Annotated in this window: 20 protein-coding genes, 1 pseudogene and 1 other annotated feature; of the genes and pseudogenes, 19 read left to right on the top strand and 2 right to left on the bottom strand. The window is 46.8% G+C overall.

From position 1 onward, the window contains the following. Nucleotides 1–15 precede the first annotated feature (15 nt). The 3 genes and pseudogenes from BN1234_RS07395 to BN1234_RS22475 form a co-directional block, all read left to right on the top strand. Nucleotides 16–297 (top strand): annotated as a pseudogene (locus tag BN1234_RS07395) (sigma-70 family RNA polymerase sigma factor); the annotation flags it as partial. Nucleotides 298–407: 110 nt separating this feature from the next. Then, nucleotides 408–1,268, top strand: a complete 861-nt coding sequence (locus BN1234_RS07390) for an SPFH domain-containing protein (RefSeq protein WP_054956027.1) — start codon at nucleotides 408–410, stop codon at nucleotides 1,266–1,268. A gap of 5 nt (nucleotides 1,269–1,273) precedes the next feature. Further along, nucleotides 1,274–1,435 (top strand): type II toxin-antitoxin system antitoxin, encoded by a 162-nt coding sequence (locus BN1234_RS22475; protein ID WP_170308004.1) that lies wholly within the window; start codon nucleotides 1,274–1,276, stop codon nucleotides 1,433–1,435. A 107-nt stretch (nucleotides 1,436–1,542) separates the two neighbouring features. Here the strand turns inward: BN1234_RS22475 and BN1234_RS07385 are convergent, their stop codons facing one another. Continuing rightward, on the bottom strand, nucleotides 1,543–2,382 hold the full coding sequence (locus BN1234_RS07385; protein WP_054956026.1) for a sugar phosphate isomerase/epimerase family protein: 840 nt from the start codon (nucleotides 2,380–2,382) through the stop codon (nucleotides 1,543–1,545). A 96-nt stretch (nucleotides 2,383–2,478) separates the two neighbouring features. Further along, entirely contained in the window at nucleotides 2,479–3,552 is a 1,074-nt protein-coding gene (locus tag BN1234_RS07380) for a M42 family metallopeptidase (protein ID WP_054956025.1), read from the bottom strand. A 451-nt stretch (nucleotides 3,553–4,003) separates the two neighbouring features. On the opposite strand from BN1234_RS07380, the gene spoVAC reads away from it, so the two are divergent. The 16 genes from spoVAC to leuS form a co-directional block, all read left to right on the top strand. Further along, nucleotides 4,004–4,498, top strand: coding sequence for a stage V sporulation protein AC (gene spoVAC / locus BN1234_RS07375; RefSeq protein WP_054956024.1), 495 nt, complete (start codon nucleotides 4,004–4,006; stop codon nucleotides 4,496–4,498). A 2-nt stretch (nucleotides 4,499–4,500) separates the two neighbouring features. Next, complete coding sequence (gene spoVAD, locus BN1234_RS07370; RefSeq protein WP_054956023.1) at nucleotides 4,501–5,514, top strand: stage V sporulation protein AD; 1,014 nt, start codon at nucleotides 4,501–4,503, stop codon at nucleotides 5,512–5,514. Between the two features lie 6 nt (nucleotides 5,515–5,520). Then, the gene (gene spoVAE / locus BN1234_RS07365; RefSeq protein ID WP_054956022.1) at nucleotides 5,521–5,871 is read left to right on the top strand and encodes a stage V sporulation protein AE; all 351 of its coding nucleotides are present in this window, start codon (nucleotides 5,521–5,523) and stop codon (nucleotides 5,869–5,871) included. Between the two features lie 192 nt (nucleotides 5,872–6,063). Next, nucleotides 6,064–7,020 carry an AAA family ATPase gene (locus tag BN1234_RS07360; RefSeq protein ID WP_054956021.1) on the top strand — a complete coding sequence of 319 codons (957 nt, stop codon included), beginning with the start codon at nucleotides 6,064–6,066 and terminating at the stop codon, nucleotides 7,018–7,020. A gap of 2 nt (nucleotides 7,021–7,022) precedes the next feature. Next, nucleotides 7,023–8,267 (top strand): DUF58 domain-containing protein, encoded by a 1,245-nt coding sequence (locus BN1234_RS07355; protein ID WP_054956020.1) that lies wholly within the window; start codon nucleotides 7,023–7,025, stop codon nucleotides 8,265–8,267. Continuing rightward, nucleotides 8,268–10,493, top strand: a complete 2,226-nt coding sequence (locus BN1234_RS07350; protein WP_054956019.1) for a DUF4129 domain-containing transglutaminase family protein — start codon at nucleotides 8,268–8,270, stop codon at nucleotides 10,491–10,493. Nucleotides 10,494–10,669: 176 nt separating this feature from the next. Then, a complete protein-coding gene (locus tag BN1234_RS07345) occupies nucleotides 10,670–11,200 on the top strand; it encodes a YqeG family HAD IIIA-type phosphatase (protein ID WP_054956018.1) in 531 nt (176 codons plus the stop codon). Beyond that, nucleotides 11,197–12,324: a ribosome biogenesis GTPase YqeH gene (gene yqeH, locus BN1234_RS07340; RefSeq protein WP_054956017.1), complete on the top strand. Its 1,128-nt coding sequence runs from the start codon at nucleotides 11,197–11,199 to the stop codon at nucleotides 12,322–12,324. The genes BN1234_RS07345 and yqeH overlap by 4 nt, the downstream gene beginning before the upstream one ends. Nucleotides 12,325–12,365: 41 nt before the next feature. After that, complete coding sequence (gene aroE / locus BN1234_RS07335; RefSeq protein ID WP_054956028.1) at nucleotides 12,366–13,238, top strand: shikimate dehydrogenase; 873 nt, start codon at nucleotides 12,366–12,368, stop codon at nucleotides 13,236–13,238. A gap of 114 nt (nucleotides 13,239–13,352) precedes the next feature. After that, nucleotides 13,353–13,643 (top strand): ribosome assembly RNA-binding protein YhbY, encoded by a 291-nt coding sequence (yhbY, locus tag BN1234_RS07330; protein ID WP_054956016.1) that lies wholly within the window; start codon nucleotides 13,353–13,355, stop codon nucleotides 13,641–13,643. A gap of 21 nt (nucleotides 13,644–13,664) precedes the next feature. Then, nucleotides 13,665–14,249, top strand: coding sequence for a nicotinate-nucleotide adenylyltransferase (locus BN1234_RS07325; protein ID WP_054956015.1), 585 nt, complete (start codon nucleotides 13,665–13,667; stop codon nucleotides 14,247–14,249). Next, nucleotides 14,239–14,817: a bis(5'-nucleosyl)-tetraphosphatase (symmetrical) YqeK gene (yqeK, locus tag BN1234_RS07320; RefSeq protein WP_054956014.1), complete on the top strand. Its 579-nt coding sequence runs from the start codon at nucleotides 14,239–14,241 to the stop codon at nucleotides 14,815–14,817. Before BN1234_RS07325 ends, yqeK begins: the two co-directional genes overlap by 11 nt. Beyond that, nucleotides 14,814–15,161, top strand: coding sequence for a ribosome silencing factor (rsfS, locus tag BN1234_RS07315; RefSeq protein ID WP_054956013.1), 348 nt, complete (start codon nucleotides 14,814–14,816; stop codon nucleotides 15,159–15,161). Before yqeK ends, rsfS begins: the two co-directional genes overlap by 4 nt. Further along, entirely contained in the window at nucleotides 15,158–16,075 is a 918-nt protein-coding gene (locus tag BN1234_RS07310; RefSeq protein ID WP_054956012.1) for a CvfB family protein, read from the top strand. The genes rsfS and BN1234_RS07310 overlap by 4 nt, the downstream gene beginning before the upstream one ends. 26 nt (nucleotides 16,076–16,101) lie before the next feature. After that, complete coding sequence (locus BN1234_RS07305) at nucleotides 16,102–16,872, top strand: class I SAM-dependent DNA methyltransferase (RefSeq protein ID WP_054956011.1); 771 nt, start codon at nucleotides 16,102–16,104, stop codon at nucleotides 16,870–16,872. A gap of 106 nt (nucleotides 16,873–16,978) precedes the next feature. Then, nucleotides 16,979–17,243 (top strand) — a binding site (T-box leader). Nucleotides 17,244–17,330: 87 nt separating this feature from the next. Beyond that, nucleotides 17,331–18,352 (top strand): leucine--tRNA ligase (gene leuS / locus BN1234_RS07300; RefSeq protein ID WP_082423133.1); only part of this gene is annotated, 1,022 nt, incomplete at its 3' end.

Raw genomic sequence — 18,352 nt, 5'->3', positions numbered from 1 at the left:
TAACGCCCAAGTGTTAATGAGATAACACTAATCGATATCCTTGGCTCCGAGGCAGATGACATTGTGGATGCAGTGCAGTTAAAGATTGAGAAGAGTAAGATATATCGGAATCTGGACATATTGGATGAACGTGAGAAGGAAGTGGTCATCGGCCGTTTCGGCTTGGAGGCCGGAGGGGAAGAGCGGACACAGCGTGAAATTGCAAAAGAGCTCGGCATCTCGCGGAGTTATGTTTCCCGGATCGAGAAGCGGGCACTAATGAAGCTGTATCATGAGTTTTATAAGGCGAAGCGATAAGCATAGACAATTACGGATTCTGGCTTCAAACAGGTATTTGTGTTGAAAATAATCCCCTATGAATGATATAATTGTGATATCACATTGATATATAAATGGGGGGCATGAAAATGCAAGAGAAACAAGCATTCAAGATGAACGGTTATATCGGTATTATTGTATCGCTAGTTCTTATTGGTTTAGCTGCATTCCTGTTCGTTTCCACAGATCCTTCCGGTGCAAGCCTGATAGTTCCAGTTCTCTTGGGGATCACAGCCTTGCTAATCCTTTCAGGTGTTACGATTGTTCATCCTAATGAGGCAAAGGTGCTTACTTTTTTCGGAACCTATATCGGGGTAATTAAAGAGCAGGGACTTTGGGTTGCTGTTCCTTTAAGCATTAAATCCAGAGTGTCTCTTCGCGTTATCAACTTCAATAGTGAAAAGTTAAAGGTAAACGATCTGGAAGGTAATCCGATTGAAATTGCTGCTGTTGTAGTCTACAGAGTATCGGATAGTGCTAAAGCAACCTTCGATGTTGAAGATTACGAGGAATTTGTTCAGATTCAAAGTGAAACAGGGATTCGCCATATTGCCAGTCAATATGCTTATGATCATTTTGACAAAGATACAGACTTGTCCTTACGAAAAAACAGTGATGAAATCGCTGACTTTTTAGCACAGGATCTTCAGAGTCGTCTAGCCGTTGCCGGGGTGGATGTCATTGAGGCACGTATTATGCACCTCGCCTATTCTTCTGAAATTGCGTCGGCTATGTTACAAAGACAGCAGGCACAGGCTGTATTATCAGCGCGTAAAGTCATTGTAGACGGGGCTGTCGGTTTGGTAAAAAGCGCAATTGAGCAATTAGCGGTTGAAGGGGTTGTCGAGCTTGATGATGATAAAAAGGCGCAAATGGTTAATAACCTGATGGTTGCTATTGTTTCTGAAAAAGGAACGCAGCCTGTCATTAATACAGGAAGCATTCACTAGGATCAATGGCAAAACGAAAAGCTTATCCGTTAAGGATAGACCCCAAGCTCTATGACGCGCTTGAAAAATGGGCGGATGATGAATTGCGAAGTGTTAACGCTCAAATCGAGATTATTTTAAAGGAAGCCGTGAAAAAGGCAGGAAGATTGAAGAAAGACAGCGAGTGAATGAGGGAAGAAGCATAGATTGCCTATGCGAAATAGGAAAATACAAAAAAGTCTTCCGCCTGGTTTGAATACTGGCGGAAGACTTTTTTATGTTCCAACACTCGTTGTTACTTCAAACCGGCAGCCTTAAACACCTTATCAAACGCCTGCCGGGATCTTAGCACAAGGCTTTCCGGTGAATCGCTTGGAGTAGACGGGGTCAGGATTTCCTGTGATACGGGACCTTGATATCCAATATCGTGTAGACCCTTTAAGAAACCGGCAAGATCGATAACCCCTTCTCCCGGAAATAACCGATCATTATCGAGCACCTCTTCAACAGGCAGGTCTTTGGCATCATTTATATGTACATGAACTATCTGTTCGGGTCTAAGCTGCATTATGTCGCATACCTGCAGTTCGTTCGTATACCAATGATAGGAATCCAATAAAAGGCCGACATTCGGTTCATGGATGGCATCAATCCAGTCTAGTGTTTCCCTGAGTGTCCAGATAAAAGGGTTGTTCCATCTTGTCCGCAGATGATGCGGTCCGACAAATTCCAAACCAAGCCTAATTCCGTATGCGCCAAGAATATCGGCACAAATTCGCAGTCTTTTGGTTGCAATGGCCATAAAATGAGCAGCCGGAAGATCCGTTGATGGCAAGATGTAAGTACAGCATCGGGTGCAGCCTAGGGCAGCAGCAGCTTCAGCGGCTGCAGGCAGTTTTGTAATCCCTTTCAGGAATTCCTCTTCATCTGCCCTCCACTCGACAGGCAGTCCCATTGATCCAATGGAAAGCTTAAGTTCTCCTAATCGTTCCACAGCCTGTTCGGCGCCAAGCTCTTTGATGAGATCCGCTGCTTCCAGATCTACGCTTTGAAAGTGGTATCGGGATGCCAGCTCTATAAAATGACTGTTACTGTCAATTTTGCCTAGACCGGCTGTTGTTAACCCTTGCAGCATTGAATTTTCCTCCGTTTATGAAGTAATAAGGTCCCAAAAAGTCGTTCATATACGGCTATTTGGGACCCGTGTATCCTGCTAAAAAAATTTAAGGGTTTATGCCCGCTCCAGAATCGTGTTCAGGGTTGTACGGTCAAGGCCTTTAACCAGCTTGATTAACAGTTCTTTCGCAGCCTCATAGTCATCCGTATGGATGATGGAGGATGAAGTATGAATGTATCTGGAGCAAATACCGATGATCGTGGATGGAACACCGATACCGCTTAAATGTACCTGTCCTGCATCGGTGCCTCCGGGAGAAACAAAGTACTGGTACTTGATTTTGTTTGTGTCGGCCGTGTCCTGTACATATTCGACCATGCCGCGGTGTGTCAGCATTGTCGGGTCGAATATACGAAGCAGTGCACCTTGTCCGAGCTGTCCGAATTGACTCTTGTCGCCCATCATGTCATTAGCTGCACTGGCATCCAGCCCGAAGAAAATGTCAGGTTGGATCAGATTGGCTGACGTCCGGGCGCCACGCAGGCCAAGCTCCTCTTGAACTGTAGCTCCTGCGAATACGGTATTCGGGAGTTTTTCTCCGTGAAGTGCTTTAACAAGTTCAATGGCAAGGCCGACACCATACCGGTTGTCCCAGGCTTTGGCCATGATTTTCTTAGGGTTGGCAAGAGGGGTGAATTCACAGATCGGCACAATCTGCTGGCCTGGACGGATACCAAAAGCTTCAGCCTCAGCCTTGTTATCTGCACCGATATCCAGATACATCGTTTTGATGTCAACCGGCTTGCTGCGTGTAGCCTCATCCAGCAAGTGAGTAGGAATCGAGCCAACGACCCCGATAATCGGACCTTCCTCTGTAATGATCTGCAGCCGCTGTGCGAGTACAGCCTGGCTCCACCAGCCGCCGAGCGGTTGAAAACGGATCATGCCGGCCTCTGTTATTCCTGTGACCATAAAGCCGACCTCATCCATATGTCCTGCGACCATAACACGTGGTCCTTCATCATTTCCGCGAAGAACGGCAAAAATACTTCCTAATCGATCCTGCAGAAATTCGTCTGTATATGGGGAGAGGGCATCCTTAACCCAAGAACGAAGTTCTCGTTCGAAGCCGGGTGCCGCAGGAAATTCAGTAAGAGTCCGCAGCAAATCCATTGTTGATTGGTTCATTTTGTGTTCGCTCCTTTTAGTTGAAGATATGTATAAGGTTCAACCTCTAGTATGCTCTTATACCATGCAAAAGTCTATGGACATTCACAGGTCTTAAACGTCTTTGTGACTCATATAAGAGAAGCGGAATATACTATCCTGATCGTGTTATTCATACAGCCCAGGAAGGGGATAAAACAATGAGCCACTCTACTTCTGAACTTTACAGCCGGCTTGGGACTACCCAAACTCAGGTACTTTTGATCCTGCTCTTTATTTTGTTGGTAATCCTGTTGTTGTACATGTGGATCTGACCTTCATAGGATAAGACAGCTTTAGGCCTCGCGCCTGGGGCTGTTTTTTATATGGATGATTTTCCAATCATAAAGGAAGCCAAAAGAAACCATAATGATATAGAGTGAAATGTCAATAATCCAGATTGTAATTTCCAACATGACTTTGCCGGAGGTGTATGAACTTGCCTGACTCAAAACAAAAATCCGACTCCAAATTGAATTCGATGAGTCCGGAAGAATACAAATCAATTGCCAAAAAGCACGAACCGCCTGGTAGTATATTGAAAAACTGTTTAAAAGCTTTTTTGGTCGGGGGATTGATATGTGTTATCGGACAAGGCATTCAGCAGTTTTTTATGTCTGTGTTTCATATGAGCACGAAAGAAGCAGGTAATCCGACCGTTGCTGTGCTGATCATCATTTCAGTCATTTTGACAAGCCTCGGTGTATACGACAAAATCGCTCAGTGGGCCGGAGCAGGGACTGCTGTGCCGGTTACCGGGTTTGCGAATTCCATGTGCTCAGCCGCGTTAGAGCATCGTGCAGAAGGACTTGTCCTTGGAGTTGGGGCAAGCATGTTTAAATTGGCCGGATCGGTTATCGTGTTTGGTACCGTTGCTGCATTCATCGTGGGTATTATTTATGCTCTTCTAGGAATAGGAGGACACTGAAGATGAAGGTAACCGGACAAACCTGGAAGTATGAGAGCAAGCCTGTCATTCTTGGAGCAAGCTCAATTGTTGGTCCTGAAGAAGGTGAAGGGCCTCTTGCAGAGGATTTCGATTATATTTACGACAATATTGAAATAAATGAAAAGACCTGGGAAAAAGGGGAGCGGCGTTTACTTGAGGATGCGGCCAGAACCGCTCTGGAGAACTCGGGTCTAACGGAAGACCAGCTGCAGTTTTTCGTCGGGGGTGACCTGATGAACCAGATTATCAGCAGCTCGTTTGCCGCCCGTAAAATGGGTGTGCCATATATCGGTGTGTTCGGAGCTTGCTCGACTTCTATGGAAAGCTTGGCGATCGCTTCGCTTATGGTGGATTCGGGTGCTGCCCAGTATGCGATGGCAGGAACGGTAAGCCACAACTGTACCGTAGAGAAACAGTTCCGGTACCCAACGGAATATGGCTCACAAAAACCTCCATATGCGCAGTATACCATTACTGGTGCAGGGTGTTCAGTTGTTTCCACCCAAGGGGTTGGACCGCATGTTACTTATGCTACAATCGGCAAGGTTATGGATCTCGGTATTAAAGACCCGTTTAATATGGGAACAGCGATGGCGCCGGCTGCGGCAGATACGATCGCCGCACATTTTCGCGATGCAGGCCGTTCTCCTGGTTATTATGACTTGATTGTAACAGGAGATTTGGCTGCGGTTGGCCTTCCCATCGCAAAGGAACTCCTTGAAAAGGAAGGCGTCCGTATGGATGAAACCAATTTCATGGATTGTGGTCTGATGATATACGACCGAAATAAGCAAAAATATGTATTGTCCGGAGGAAGCGGGTGCGGATGTTCCGCTGTTGTTACTTATGGCCATATTCTGAAGAAGATGCGCCGGGGTGAGTTGAAGAAGGTATTGGTTGTGGCAACAGGTGCTTTATTGTCTCCGCTCTCCTACCAGCAGGGCGAGTCTATACCTTGCATTGCTCACGCGGTAGCATTAGAAATGGGAGGTTGATGAACAATGCAATTCCTATGGGCTTTTATTGTCGGCGGCCTGATCTGCGTAGTCGGACAGATTATGATGGATGTGATCAAGCTTACTCCCGCCCACACGATGAGCTCTCTCGTTGTTGCAGGAGCTGTGGCAGATGCGTTTGGTTTATATGATCCGCTCGTAAAATTTGCCGGTGCTGGTGCCACAGTGCCGATCACAAGTTTTGGAAACTCGCTTGTTCATGGTGCTTTATCTGAGCTGCAGCGTGATGGGTGGGTCGGTGTTATTACCGGAATATTTGAAGTAACAAGTGCCGGGATATCAGCGGCTATCATCTTTTCGTTTCTTGCTGCACTAATCGTGCGTCCAAAAGGCTGAGTCAAATAAATCTTCCAGAAAAGCTTCGGATGTTGAGTCCGGGGCTTTTTTTTTGGTGCCCAAAACGATAAACTAAAGTGACTCTTTCTAGAGCCCATGTTCATGAATTACTCCATCATGTACTCTGTCACCTTCATCATGTACAATAGTAGTAAATTATCTATTTATTCCCTTACAGGAGGTTTAAAATACATGCCCGTAAGACAAGAATCCATGAATATTATATATTCGGTCCGCTCCAATCTGGAATCGTGCCTGCTTGGCAAGGAGTTTGAAATTCAGCTTCTTTTAACCGCTCTTCTTGCCGGGGGGCACGTTTTAATAGAGGATGTGCCTGGGACAGGAAAAACACAGCTGATTAAAGCACTTGCTAAATCCATGCAGGGTGAATATCGGCGTATTCAGTGTAATCCTGACATTCTGCCAAGTGACATCACCGGAGTATCTGTATTTCATCCCCGGGATGAGCGCTTTTATTTCCGTCCCGGCCCTGTTATGACAAATGTGCTTTTAGCCGATGAGATTAACAGGGCAACGACGAAGACGCAGTCCGCTTTACTTGAGGTAATGGAGGAGCGGAGCGTGACCGTTGACGGGGAGACACATGAGCTGCCGCATCCGTTTATGCTGTGTGCTACACAGAATCCGATCGATTTTGAAGGAACCTATATGCTTCCTGAGGCTCAGCTGGACCGCTTTATGCTTAAGATTAGTCTGGGATATCCAGATGCGGCAACGGAAAAAGAACTGATGTTCCGCTCCCGCCACGGTCAACTGGTGGACAAGCTTAAGCCCGTAACACATATGGACCAGATTTCATCTATCCAGGATGAAATTCGTGATGTTTTTCTCGGGGAACCAGTAGCTGATTATCTGCTGAGCATTGCGCGTGCCACAAGGGAGCACTCTTCGATTATCCTTGGTGCAAGCCCGCGCGCCACATTATCTTTTGTGAATGCTGTTAAGGCATATGCTTTCCTGCAAAAACGGGATTATGTGCTGCCTGATGATGTCAAGATCCTTGCTCCATATGTTCTGTCTCACCGGATTATGCTGCGTCCGGAGTCGAGGCTCGATAATGTGACCCCGGAATCCGTGATTCAGTCTATCCTACGGCAGATTAAAGTGCCTGTTCAGATGGGAAGATAGGGATGCGCCGCAATCTTTCTGTACTGAAAAATGGTATAAAGCCGTCGAGACTTGCAGCAGTATTGGCGGTTTGGTCTATCTGCTTGCTGTATGTCCTGTTCCAGGGAGGCAAGACAGCGATGATGCTGTTCTCGATGGTCAGCCTGATGACTGTTTACTTGATTGGTTCGAGCTTCGGCGGAGTAAGGCGTGTAAGAGCCTCTCGTTCCGTTACATCCGGTGAACCTGGAAATACATTACATGCGGGGGATAAGATACACATCACAATGGAAGTTACGATTCCTGGACTGCTGCCTATGCCTTATCTGATCGTTCGTGAGGTCCTTGAACGTCATAACGGGGATAAGTGGTCCTTTGAAGATAGTGTTATTCCAAACCTGCGCGGGTCCGGTCAATTGGTGTTTCAGACTCCCCCTCTTGAGCGGGGACGCTATGCATTTTCAAAAACGGAATGCATTAGTGAAGACATATTCGGTTTAATTGAGCATCGCGGTGAGTTTGAGGTCGATACTCATTTTCGTGTGCTGCCACGCATGGTGTTTATCCCCAACTGGCAGCGGAACACGCGCAGCTTGAGACTGGGCGGCACGCAGACGACGCTTTCTGCTGCCAGACGCGAGTCGACCCAGATTAATGGAGTACGTGATTATGTTTATGGTGACCGTATTTCACGTATACACTGGAATGCAACAGCTAAGACGGGAGCCTGGAAATCAAAGGAGTTTGAGCATGAGTCTTTTCCAAAGACGGTGATTGTTCTGGATTGTACAGCAAAAGGATATCAAAATGCACAGCAATTTGAGTTTGCTGTTTCAGCAGCAGCCTCGTTAGTTGAATATGGAGCCCGCGAGAATACAGGCACCGGACTCTTCACAGCGGGGAAGGAATCAAGAGTATTCGCACCAAGCGATACTCCTGGCGAACGGATGAGGATGATCCAGCATTTGGTGGATGTAGATGCAGACCGAACAGAAAGCCTGCTCTCATCTCTTCAGAAAGCTCAACGCCAATTTCCAACAGGAGCGCTGTTTCTTCTTGTAAGTCCATTAGCAGACTCTTCGATTCTTGAAGTGCTGCGCTGGGCCGAGACAAGAGGTATGAATCCTTGCTTGCTGCGAACGTTGAGTTCCGCAGGGACGGAGAATGCTAAAGATGATTATTCATTACATCTGAAGTCCAGGGGAATTATGAGTTATACGGCTTCGTCATTGGATGAGCTCCCTGTTGTCTTAGGAGGTGGAGCTTAAGTGAGATCGAAGGAACAGCACTTTTCCTCATCGTTTTTTTATATTTTATCTTTATTATGGGTATGGATTATTTTAATGCAATGGGTATCCTATTCAGAGCCCATACTATATCAAGAAACAACAGCAGGTATTATTGCTACGATTACAATTACGGCCGTCATAGAGGCTATGGTATTTATTAAACGGCCTTTACGGGTGATCATCCAACTGCCATTAATCGTGTACGCAGTATATTCTGTACTGAAAAAAAGTAACCTGGTGTCAGAAAGCTTTCTTCAAGTACTTCGATCAGAGACTCTTCAGGATTTTCTGCCATATTTTTGGTTCGCAGCAGCATCCTGGGCTATATTCCTGTTTGTTTCGGCATGGGCTAACAATAAGAGGAGAATTTTGCTCGTAGTGGGGCTGAATATTGTAGCCTTCGGCATACTGGATTCCTTCACAACAATTATTTTGTGGGATGAGACCGCTTGGATTGTGGCTGTTGGGATGGCTTGGCTTGTAACTGAGCATTTCAAGCGATTCCGCGGCAGATTCCCTTCGGGATGGCGTAAGCTTCGAAAGAATCCTGTCAAAATTCTGGGCAATATCCTGGTTATTTTCTCCCTGATCATATTGGCAGGGATTAATATGCCGAATATTCAGCCTTCATTAACAGACCCTTATACAGCCTGGAGAGAATGGAATGGCCTGCCGTTATCAGGGAGTGGTACCGGGGTGAGCACTACTGTTCTGGGAAGCCAGACTGAGAGCATGTCTGGATATGGACGTAATGATAACGACCTTGGCGGCGGATTTAACTTTGATTATTCCCCTGTGATGACAGTTACCTCTGATGAAAGAAGCTATTGGCGGGGGGAGACGAGGGCGACATATTCCGGGTCTGGATGGGACGATAAGAAAATCGGCCGGGATACTCTAAATGTGGAGATTGGAGAAGAATTGTACGGAGATTTATCAAGTCAGGTAGAAACCAAAACGGTAAGGCAATCGGTGACGATGCTCAACGATAAGGTATACCCGGTATTGTTCGGAGCCTATTCGATTTCCAAGGTGGAGAAGCTGGATTCGGATATGTTTAGCGGAACACTTCGCTGGAGAGAAGAGCGGTCTGAGCTGCATCTTGAATCCGAGCCGAAAAGACCGAGCTACCCAAAGTCATATGTGGTTACGTCAGAAGTTCCTGTCATATCGTTTGCCGAGCTTCAGCAAAAGACTTACGACCAGATTTATTCCGGCTCTGGAGAGATAGATGAGCAATATTTACAGATCCCTTCTGATTTTCCGAAGCGAGTCAAGGAACTTACTGAAGAAATTACGGCAGAAGCGGAAACACCTTATGAGAAGGTAATGCTGCTGCAGCAATACTTGCAGACGAACTTCAGCTACACGAATTCACCTGACCTTTCCAAGCGTGAAAGTTCTGATTTTGTTGACGCTTTTCTTTTTGAAGTCAAGGAAGGGTACTGCGACTACTTCTCAACATCTATGGTCATGATGACCCGTTCACTGGATATTCCGGCTAGATGGGTTAAGGGATATGCTCCAGGCAGAACTCCAACCGAAGACATTATGTCCCCAAATGGAAGAGATGGGTCCGAACCGTTTAAATACACGGTTACCAATGCAGATGCACATTCCTGGGTTGAGGTTTATTTTGGAGAATATGGATGGATCCCGATTGAGACTACACCAGGGTTTACAATGCCCATTCTGGCTGGAACACAGCTGGAGGAGAAAGCTGTCCAGAAGGACCAGGAAGAACTAAAAGAGGAAGAAAAGGAACTGTCGAACGGTACTCCAGTCAAGGAAACGAAAGACCAATCATCCTTGTATTTAATCCTGGGCCTGACAGCCGGAACGGTAATTTTGGCATGGATCGGTTATATTCTCTGGAGAAAGAGGTTTAATCTTCGTTTCTTGGTGGCCAGGTTCCGTGCAGGAAAGCCGCTTACTCCAGCGGATAAGGTCATTGCAGAAACAGAGCGATGGCTGAGGCATGCCCGTAGACACGGATTAACACGAGGTGCTGATGAAACGCTTCGGGAATCGGTTAATAAATGGGAAAAAAGCTATCCGCCCTTGGGGTTATACCTGGCTCCGCTCTTGAAGAAATTCGAGACTGCACGGTACAGTCCCGTACACATTTTAGATGAAGAATGGCGTTCCGTTCAGATGGAGGCAAGGCAATTAAAGAAAAGGTTGAAAAGCGTTAGAACTTCCTGATCGCGGCCGCCAGAATCTCTAATTAGGGACTATGGCGGCTTTTTCTAAACGTCTTCTCATGTATGCTGATCCCTGGCTTTTTGCAGCATGAGTTACCGTTTTGCGGCACTGCCGATTATTTTTACTAACTAACGGGAATATGGTATAGTTTTTCGTATGAAATTGAGGTGACGAATTTGTTTGAAATGCTAATTCCAAAGCTCCGTGTCAATACGGTTTTTGATATAAATTTGGAAGAACTGTACGAGAAGGGCTATCGGGGTATTATTACGGATCTGGATAATACGCTTGTAGGAGCAAAGGCTCCTCTTGCTACTCCGGAGCTTGTGGCTTGGTTTAAGAAGGTAAAAGAGATGGGCTTTCAGTTGACTATTGTTTCGAATAATCATCTGGAGCGTGTTTCTAAGTTTGCTACTCCGCTGGATATTCAATATGTGCATGAAGCGCGGAAACCGAGTAACCTCCCTTTTCGAAAAGCGATGAAAATGATGAATCTGACGAACGAGCAGACGATTGTTGTAGGAGATCAGATGCTGACGGACGTTTACGGCGGAAACCGTTTGGGATTATTTACGGTACTGGTTATGCCAATTGCCATCAATGATGAAGGACGATTTACGCGCTGGTTCAATCGCAGGGTAGAACGAATTGCTCTGACACGCCTGAGGAAACAAGGATTATGGACTGAGGAGGACAAGAAATCATGATGGAGCCTTTAGGCGGAGAAGTCATCAAGAAATGCAGCGGCTGCGGTATTACTCTGCAGCATACTGCACAGGGTGAGCCTGGCTATTTACCGGAAAAGGCATGGGACCGTGAGCCGGTCATTTGCCAGCGCTGCTTCCGCATTAAAAATTATAACGAGGCGGCGTCCGTTGCTGTCGATCAGGACGAGTTCCTGCGTCTGTTAGGACAAATCGGGAGCAAAGATGCGCTAGTTATTCATATTGTTGATATCTTTGACTTTGATGGAAGTTTAATTTCAGGTCTGCAGCGGTTTGTCGGCAATAATCCCGTCATTCTTGCTGTTAACAAAATCGATCTGCTTCCGAAAGTCACGAACTGGAACAAGCTCTTGAATTGGGTGCAGAAGCAATGCAAGGAGCATGGACTTCGCACAACGGACATTGTTCTGTGCAGTGCCAAGAAGAATCAGGGCTTTGACAGATTGCTTGAAACGATTGCTGATCAGCGTGGAGATCGGGATGTGTACGTTGTCGGAGCAACGAATGTCGGGAAGTCAACGCTCATCAATCGTCTAATTCGGGATTACAGCGACCTGGAACAGGAACTGACGGTTTCCCGTTATCCGGGAACAACGCTCGATATGGTAAATATCCCACTTGATGATGGGCGATATATTGTTGATACGCCAGGGATTGTTTATCCATGGAGATACAGTGAGCTGGTCAGCCGCGATGATCTGGGTGTTGTAATGCCTGAACATCCGCTGAAACCATTAGTATACCAGCTTAATGAAGGACAAACGTTGTTTTTTGGGGGTATGGGACGATTCGACTTTATTCAGGGAGAGCATCAATCCTTTACCTGCTTCATCAGCGGCCGTTTAAAGATACATCGGACCAAGCTGGAACGTGCGGATTCATTATTTGAGGATCATGCAGGTGAACTGCTGTCACCTCCTACGAAGGAACGGCTTGAAGAAATGCCTGAATGGACAAGACACGAGATCCGTATTCCTAAAGGTTCACGTGCCGATATATTTATTTCGGGCTTGGGATGGATCAAGGTGAATGGTGATTCGGGAGCTCTTACAGCTGTTCATGTTCCTAAAGGGGTTAAGGTGCTTCAGCGTCCTTCATTAATATAGCAGGACCATTACTGTCTTTTGGGGAGAGGCGGATGTATGTAATGAGTTCAATTAAACCATCAAGGGTCATCTCGAATACCGGGGCCATACTGCTCGGTGTGATGGGTGATCCGATTGTTCATTCTAAATCGCCGGTCATGCATACCGCAGCATTAAAGGCACTCGGTATAGCAGGGAATTATGTTCCGCTTCATGTCAAGCCGGAAGGTCTTGAAAGTGCAATTCAAGCTGTTCGATCGCTCGGTTTTCGAGGTGTGAATGTAACCATTCCGCACAAGGTCGAGGTTATGAAGTATCTGGATAATATTGACGAAGGGGCAGCGAGGGTTGGCGCAGTCAATACGATCGTTAACAACGATGGAGTTTTGACCGGGTACAATACAGACGGGATTGGTTATGTTCGGTCTCTGAAAGAGGAAGCATGCCCGAAGCTCCAGGGTCTCGAAATCGTCGTCCTTGGGGCCGGCGGCGCTGCACGCGGAATTATCCATGCTTTGACAGCTGAGCAGCCGGGACAGATTTCTGTTGTAAACCGAACGGCCTCCAAGGCGATTGAACTTGCACGGGAATGGAGTTTTTTAGCAGATATCCGGGGGCTGTCCGAAACGGAAGCCAAAGAAGCGGTAAGGTCAGCTGATGTTCTAATCAATACAACATCGGTAGGCATGCATCCGCACGTAAATGAACTTCCTGTTTCAGAGGACTGGATACCCTCCGGAATTGTGGTAAGTGATCTCATTTACAATCCTCTTAAGACGAAGTTTCTTCAGATTAGCGCTGCTCGGGGCTGCACTACACATGGGGGGCTTGGGATGTTCGTTAATCAAGGTGCATATGCACTGGAATATTGGACCGGCCAAGCTGCTCCGGTTGAAATAATGAAGGAAGCTGTGCTTCACAGTTTTACATCGTAAGTAATAAATGTTTATAAAATTTATTTTGCTTTAAGATGAATCAAGCGCTAGAATAAAGGTTTCGAAACAGAGAAATGCTTGAAATAGATGAAATTAAGGGAGTTATGAAAAAGAATGTTAACAGGAAAGCAAAAAAGATATTTACGGTCCATGGCACATCATCTCGATCCGTTATTTCAGGTAGGCAAGGGCGGCAGCAATGATCACCTGATTCGCCATATCTCGGAAGCCATTGAGAAGCGGGAGCTGCTGAAAGTGTCCGTGCTGAACAATTGCATCGAGGACCCGCGTGAAATTGGTGAAGAGCTGGCTGAAGGAGCTAAGGCAGAACTTGTTCAGGTTATTGGCAAAACCATCGTATTATATAAGGAATCCAAAGATAACAAGACAATCGAATTGCCTTAAAATAAAGGAGGCGAGCTTTCGATGAAGGTAGGCATTATGGGGGGGACGTTTGACCCTATTCATATCGGTCATATGCTTGCTGCGGAAGCCGCAAGGGAAGCTTATCACCTGGATGAGGTTTGGTTTATGCCAAGTCATATACCTCCGCATAAGCAGAAGGCCGGGGTAACAGGACAGATGAGGCTGGCCATGACAGCCGAAGCCGTGAAAAGTCATCCTTCTTTTCACACGCTTGACTTTGAGGTGGAGCGTGGAGGCGTATCTTATACGATAGACACCGTAACAGCACTGAAGAAGCTGCATCCGCATATTGAGTTCACATTTATTATCGGAGCGGATATGGTGAACTATCTGCCGAAATGGCACCGAATCGATGAGCTTGCCGGAATGCTTGATTTTATTGGAGTGAACCGACCGGGCTCGGATCTGGATGTGAGCCAGCTGCCTGAATATTTGCAAGCTGTTGTGAAAATTGCAGACATGCCGCTCATTGATATATCCTCCAGCCTGATCCGCAAAAGAGCTGCAGCTGGTCAATCGATTCGATACATGGTGCCTGACCCGGTTTATGATTACATTGTAAGGAGCGGAATTTATGGGATATAACCGGCAACAGCTGATAGAGGCCGTTTCTTCCCAGATGCCCGAGAAGCGTTGGCTGCACACCCAGGGTGTCATGGATACGGCAGTTAAGCTTGCTGAACAATATGGAGCGAATCCGGAAAAAGCGGATTTGGCAGCGATTTTGCACGATGTCGCCAAATATTGGACTGTGCAGAAATTAGAAGAAGTATTGGTAAGTAACGGATATCAAGGCGATCTGCTGCAGTATGATAAACCGTTGTGGCATGCTGAGGTAGGAGCTATTGTCGCTGAACGCGATTATGGAATTACCGATCCTGAAGTGCTTGATGCGATTCGCTATCACACCTCGGGACGTGTTGGTATGACGCTTTTGGACAAGATTGTCTGTCTTGCGGACTATATGGAGCCGGGGCGGGATTTCCCGGGTGTGAATAATATTCGGGAACTGGCCAACCATAGCCTAGAAGAGGCGTTGATAGCCGGATTTGATTCGACGATCAGCTTTCTCATTACCCGCAAGCAGATCATATACCCGCGTATGTTATTGGCACGTAATGATTTAATAAAGCAATTGGAGGCGAATTCATGACGATAAGTTCGAGTGAATTGTTAAATATAGCCGTAGAGGCTGCAGAAGATAAAAAAGCGATGAATGTTGTAGCACTTGATTTGAGAGGCATCTCCCTGGTTGCCGATTATTTTGTAATATGTCACGGTAATTCGGATACCCAAGTGCAGGCGATCGCGACGGAAGTTCGTAAGCGCGCTCATGACGCAGGTGTGACGCTCCGTGGAATTGAAGGTATGGATGCAGCTCGCTGGGTCCTGATGGATCTGGGTGATGTGGTTGTCCATATTTTCCATCGTGATGAACGTGATTACTATAATATTGAGCGTCTTTGGTCAGATGCCAAAGTGGTGGAGCACGTATGAATTTGATTGCTGGAACGATTGTGCAGCTGGAGATCACCCGTGAAGTATCACCTTATGGTTATTTTTTGAACGGCGGCGATCGTGATGTACTGCTTCACTATACCGAGCTTACGAGGAAGGTTCAGCCTGGAGAGACCGTAGAGGTGTTTATATTCTTCGATACGGAAGATCGGCTTGCGGCAACGATGAAGAAGCCTTACCTTACCCTTGGCGAAACGGCTAAGCTCATGGTCGCTGATGTTCATCCACGCCTCGGCTGTTTCCTTGAGATGGGACTTGGCCGTCAGCTGCTGCTGCCGATTCGGGAGCTGCCGGAGATGAAAGAGCTTCATCCGCAGGTGGGTGACTATGTATTTGTTACGATGGAGCATGACAAGCAGGGAAGGCTTCGGGCGAAGCTGGCCGGAGAACAGGAGCTTGCACCGATGGCATTTAATGCACCGGATGCATGGCTTGGCGAATGGTTTACAGCGCTCGTGTACAAACCACTTCAGATGGGGACATTTGTCATTGTTGATGGGGGCGTTCTTGGTTTTGGAGCCATCGGGATGATTCACTCTTCGGAGCGTACAAGATTGCTGCGTCTTGGTGAAGAGGTACGTGTCCGTGTAAGTCATGTTCGTGAGGATGGCCGTGTCAATCTGTCGATGGTGCCCCAAAAAGAAATCGGCATGACCCAAGATGCAGATCGTCTGCTTGCGTTCTTGAAGGAGCGTCCAGGAGGAGCTATGCCATATTCTGACGCCACGCCGGCGGATATTATTAAACAGCGTTTTGGCATAAGCAAATCTGCTTTTAAACGGGCATTAGGCAGACTGATGAAGGATGGACTCGTCACACAGAAGGAAAGTTGGACATATCTTGCCAAGGATAACGAAGATAACTCGAAATCCACTGATGATGGTAAGAAATAAGTAGAGTTTAAGGGAAGTGGATCATCATGTTGTCTTACCGCAAATTTGCATATGTTTACGATCAACTAATGGAGGACATGCCTTATCCTGAATGGCTGCGCTTTGCACGTACCGCCTGGGAAAAGCATGGTATGCCCAAAAGTGTGGCGGAACTCGGCTGCGGGACGGGCAGCATCACCATACCGCTCGTGAATTCGGGATTTGAGGTTACAGGTATCGATTTGTCTGCTGATATGCTGTCGATCGCGAGACGGAAATTAGATGAGACTCCTCAAGGGAATCGCTTGTTTAGAGAAGGCAGTGTTCGATGGATACAGCAGGACATGCGAGATTGGAACCTTCCTGAACAGGTAGATTCCGTTATATCATTTTGTGATTGCTTTAACTATCTGCTTGAAGAAGAGGATATTCGATCTGCGTTTGCCCGCACATACGCAGGGCTGAAGGAAGGCGGCACCTTCCTGTTTGATGTACACCATCCAAACACCCTGATTCGTTACGAGGAAGAGCAGCCGTTTGTTCTTGATGATCCTAGAGTTTCGTATATATGGACGTGTGCCATTGATGAGCCTCGCTGTGAGATTGAACATCATTTATCTATTTTTGCAAGGGATGAGAACGATCGGTCTGTTTATCGCCGCTTTGAAGAAATGCACACTCAGCGCGGCTATGATCCGGAGTGGATGAAGGTGGAATTGACCAAGGCCGGTTTTCGGAATGTAAAGTGTTATGCAGATTTTGAGTGGGTGGAAGCAGGAAATGATGCTCAAAGACTGTTCTATGTAGCGATAAAATAACATATACTGCAGGATAAAGTTCAGTATTTGATGAAATACACATCAGCAGATTAGTTTCGTTGACTTCATAACTGATGTTCGGTATAATATCGTCATTAAAATCGAATACCATACGATGAAGAGGAATAGTAGTTTCAAGCTCGATCACACAGAGAGCCGGCGGGTGGTGCAAGCCGGTTGACGAAGGAAATGAACTCGCCTTGGAGTAACGATGTTAACCCGGTTCTGACCGCTTTCAAGTAGTAAGCGCATGGTCTGCCGATAAGTCATCGTCGTTTCACCTGCGATAGAGGTGCAAAGTGAGCCCAGGGCAAAGCATGCCTTTGGCTAACTAGGGTGGTACCACGGGAATCAAACCTCTCGTCCCTAGCGTCATACGCTACGGATGATGAGGTTTTTTTGTTTTGGGGGACATGGTAAAGAGCCATGTTTGACCGCGAAGGAGGAGCTAATAAAGTATGAGTGACATTCAATCAGCAGGCCACGGCTATCAGCCTCAGGTCATTGAGCCGAAATGGCAGAAGTATTGGGATGAACAAAAAACGTTTAAAACGCAGGACGATCCATCCAAGCCGAAATTTTATGCACTGGATATGTTTCCTTATCCATCAGGTGCCGGCTTGCATGTAGGGCATCCTGAAGGCTACACAGCAACAGATATTGTATCCCGTTATAAACGGATGCGCGGCTACAATGTCCTCCATCCCATGGGATGGGATGCATTTGGCCTTCCGGCTGAGCAGTATGCAATGGATACAGGCAAGCATCCCCGGGATTTCACGATTAAGAACATTGATAATTTCCGCCGTCAGATTAAGTCACTAGGCTTCTCTTATGATTGGGACAGGGAGATCAGCACAACAGATCCGGAATATTATAAATGGACTCAATGGATTTTTATTCAGCTGTATAACAAAGGCTTGGCATATGTTGACGAGGTGCCGGTAAACTGGTGTCCGGCGCTGGGCACGGTGCTTGCGAATGAGGAAGTTATAGACGGCAAGTCCGAACGCGGCGGTCATCCGGTTATCCGTAAGCCAATGCGTCAGTGGATTCTAAAAATCACAGAGTATGCGGAGAGACTGCTGGAAGATCTTGAGGAGCTGGACTGGTCCGAGAGCATTAAGGATATGCAGCGGAACTGGATCGGGAAATCGACCGGAGCGGAAGTACGGTTTGATATTGCTGATCACGATCAGCATTTAACTGTATTTACAACCCGTCCCGATACGCTGTTTGGCGCAAGCTACTGTGTACTCGCACCTGAGCATGAGCTTGTGGAACAGATTACGTCAGAAGAACAGAAGGACGCGGTTAAAGCATATCAGGAGCAGGCTGCACGGAAGAGCGACCTTGAGCGTACGGATTTGGCAAAAGACAAGAGCGGCGTTTTTACCGGGGCTTATGCTATTAATCCGGTAAATGGAGCTCAAATTCCGATCTGGATTGCAGATTATGTACTGGCGGGTTACGGTACGGG

The organism is Paenibacillus dakarensis (assembly GCF_001373415.1).
Taxonomy (GTDB): domain Bacteria; phylum Bacillota; class Bacilli; order Paenibacillales; family Paenibacillaceae; genus Paenibacillus_AQ; species Paenibacillus_AQ dakarensis.
Note: the sequence above shows the minus strand (reverse complement) of the source record. Positions and strands in the feature narration are given on the sequence as shown.

Excerpts from the sequence above, each read along its gene's own strand:
- BN1234_RS07390 (WP_054956027.1), top strand. The coding sequence starts at position 408 with ATGCAAGAGAAACAAGCATTCAAGATGAACGGTTATATCGGTATTATT.
- BN1234_RS22475 (WP_170308004.1), top strand. The coding sequence starts at position 1,274 with ATGGCAAAACGAAAAGCTTATCCGTTAAGGATAGACCCCAAGCTCTAT.
- BN1234_RS07385 (WP_054956026.1), bottom strand. The coding sequence starts at position 2,382 with ATGCTGCAAGGGTTAACAACAGCCGGTCTAGGCAAAATTGACAGTAAC.
- BN1234_RS07380 (WP_054956025.1), bottom strand. The coding sequence starts at position 3,552 with ATGAACCAATCAACAATGGATTTGCTGCGGACTCTTACTGAATTTCCT.
- spoVAC (WP_054956024.1), top strand. The coding sequence starts at position 4,004 with ATGAACTTGCCTGACTCAAAACAAAAATCCGACTCCAAATTGAATTCG.
- spoVAD (WP_054956023.1), top strand. The coding sequence starts at position 4,501 with ATGAAGGTAACCGGACAAACCTGGAAGTATGAGAGCAAGCCTGTCATT.
- spoVAE (WP_054956022.1), top strand. The coding sequence starts at position 5,521 with ATGCAATTCCTATGGGCTTTTATTGTCGGCGGCCTGATCTGCGTAGTC.
- BN1234_RS07360 (WP_054956021.1), top strand. The coding sequence starts at position 6,064 with ATGCCCGTAAGACAAGAATCCATGAATATTATATATTCGGTCCGCTCC.
- BN1234_RS07355 (WP_054956020.1), top strand. The coding sequence starts at position 7,023 with ATGCGCCGCAATCTTTCTGTACTGAAAAATGGTATAAAGCCGTCGAGA.
- yqeH (WP_054956017.1), top strand. The coding sequence starts at position 11,197 with ATGATGGAGCCTTTAGGCGGAGAAGTCATCAAGAAATGCAGCGGCTGC.
- aroE (WP_054956028.1), top strand. The coding sequence starts at position 12,366 with ATGAGTTCAATTAAACCATCAAGGGTCATCTCGAATACCGGGGCCATA.
- yhbY (WP_054956016.1), top strand. The coding sequence starts at position 13,353 with ATGTTAACAGGAAAGCAAAAAAGATATTTACGGTCCATGGCACATCAT.
- BN1234_RS07325 (WP_054956015.1), top strand. The coding sequence starts at position 13,665 with ATGAAGGTAGGCATTATGGGGGGGACGTTTGACCCTATTCATATCGGT.
- yqeK (WP_054956014.1), top strand. The coding sequence starts at position 14,239 with ATGGGATATAACCGGCAACAGCTGATAGAGGCCGTTTCTTCCCAGATG.
- rsfS (WP_054956013.1), top strand. The coding sequence starts at position 14,814 with ATGACGATAAGTTCGAGTGAATTGTTAAATATAGCCGTAGAGGCTGCA.
- BN1234_RS07310 (WP_054956012.1), top strand. The coding sequence starts at position 15,158 with ATGAATTTGATTGCTGGAACGATTGTGCAGCTGGAGATCACCCGTGAA.
- BN1234_RS07305 (WP_054956011.1), top strand. The coding sequence starts at position 16,102 with ATGTTGTCTTACCGCAAATTTGCATATGTTTACGATCAACTAATGGAG.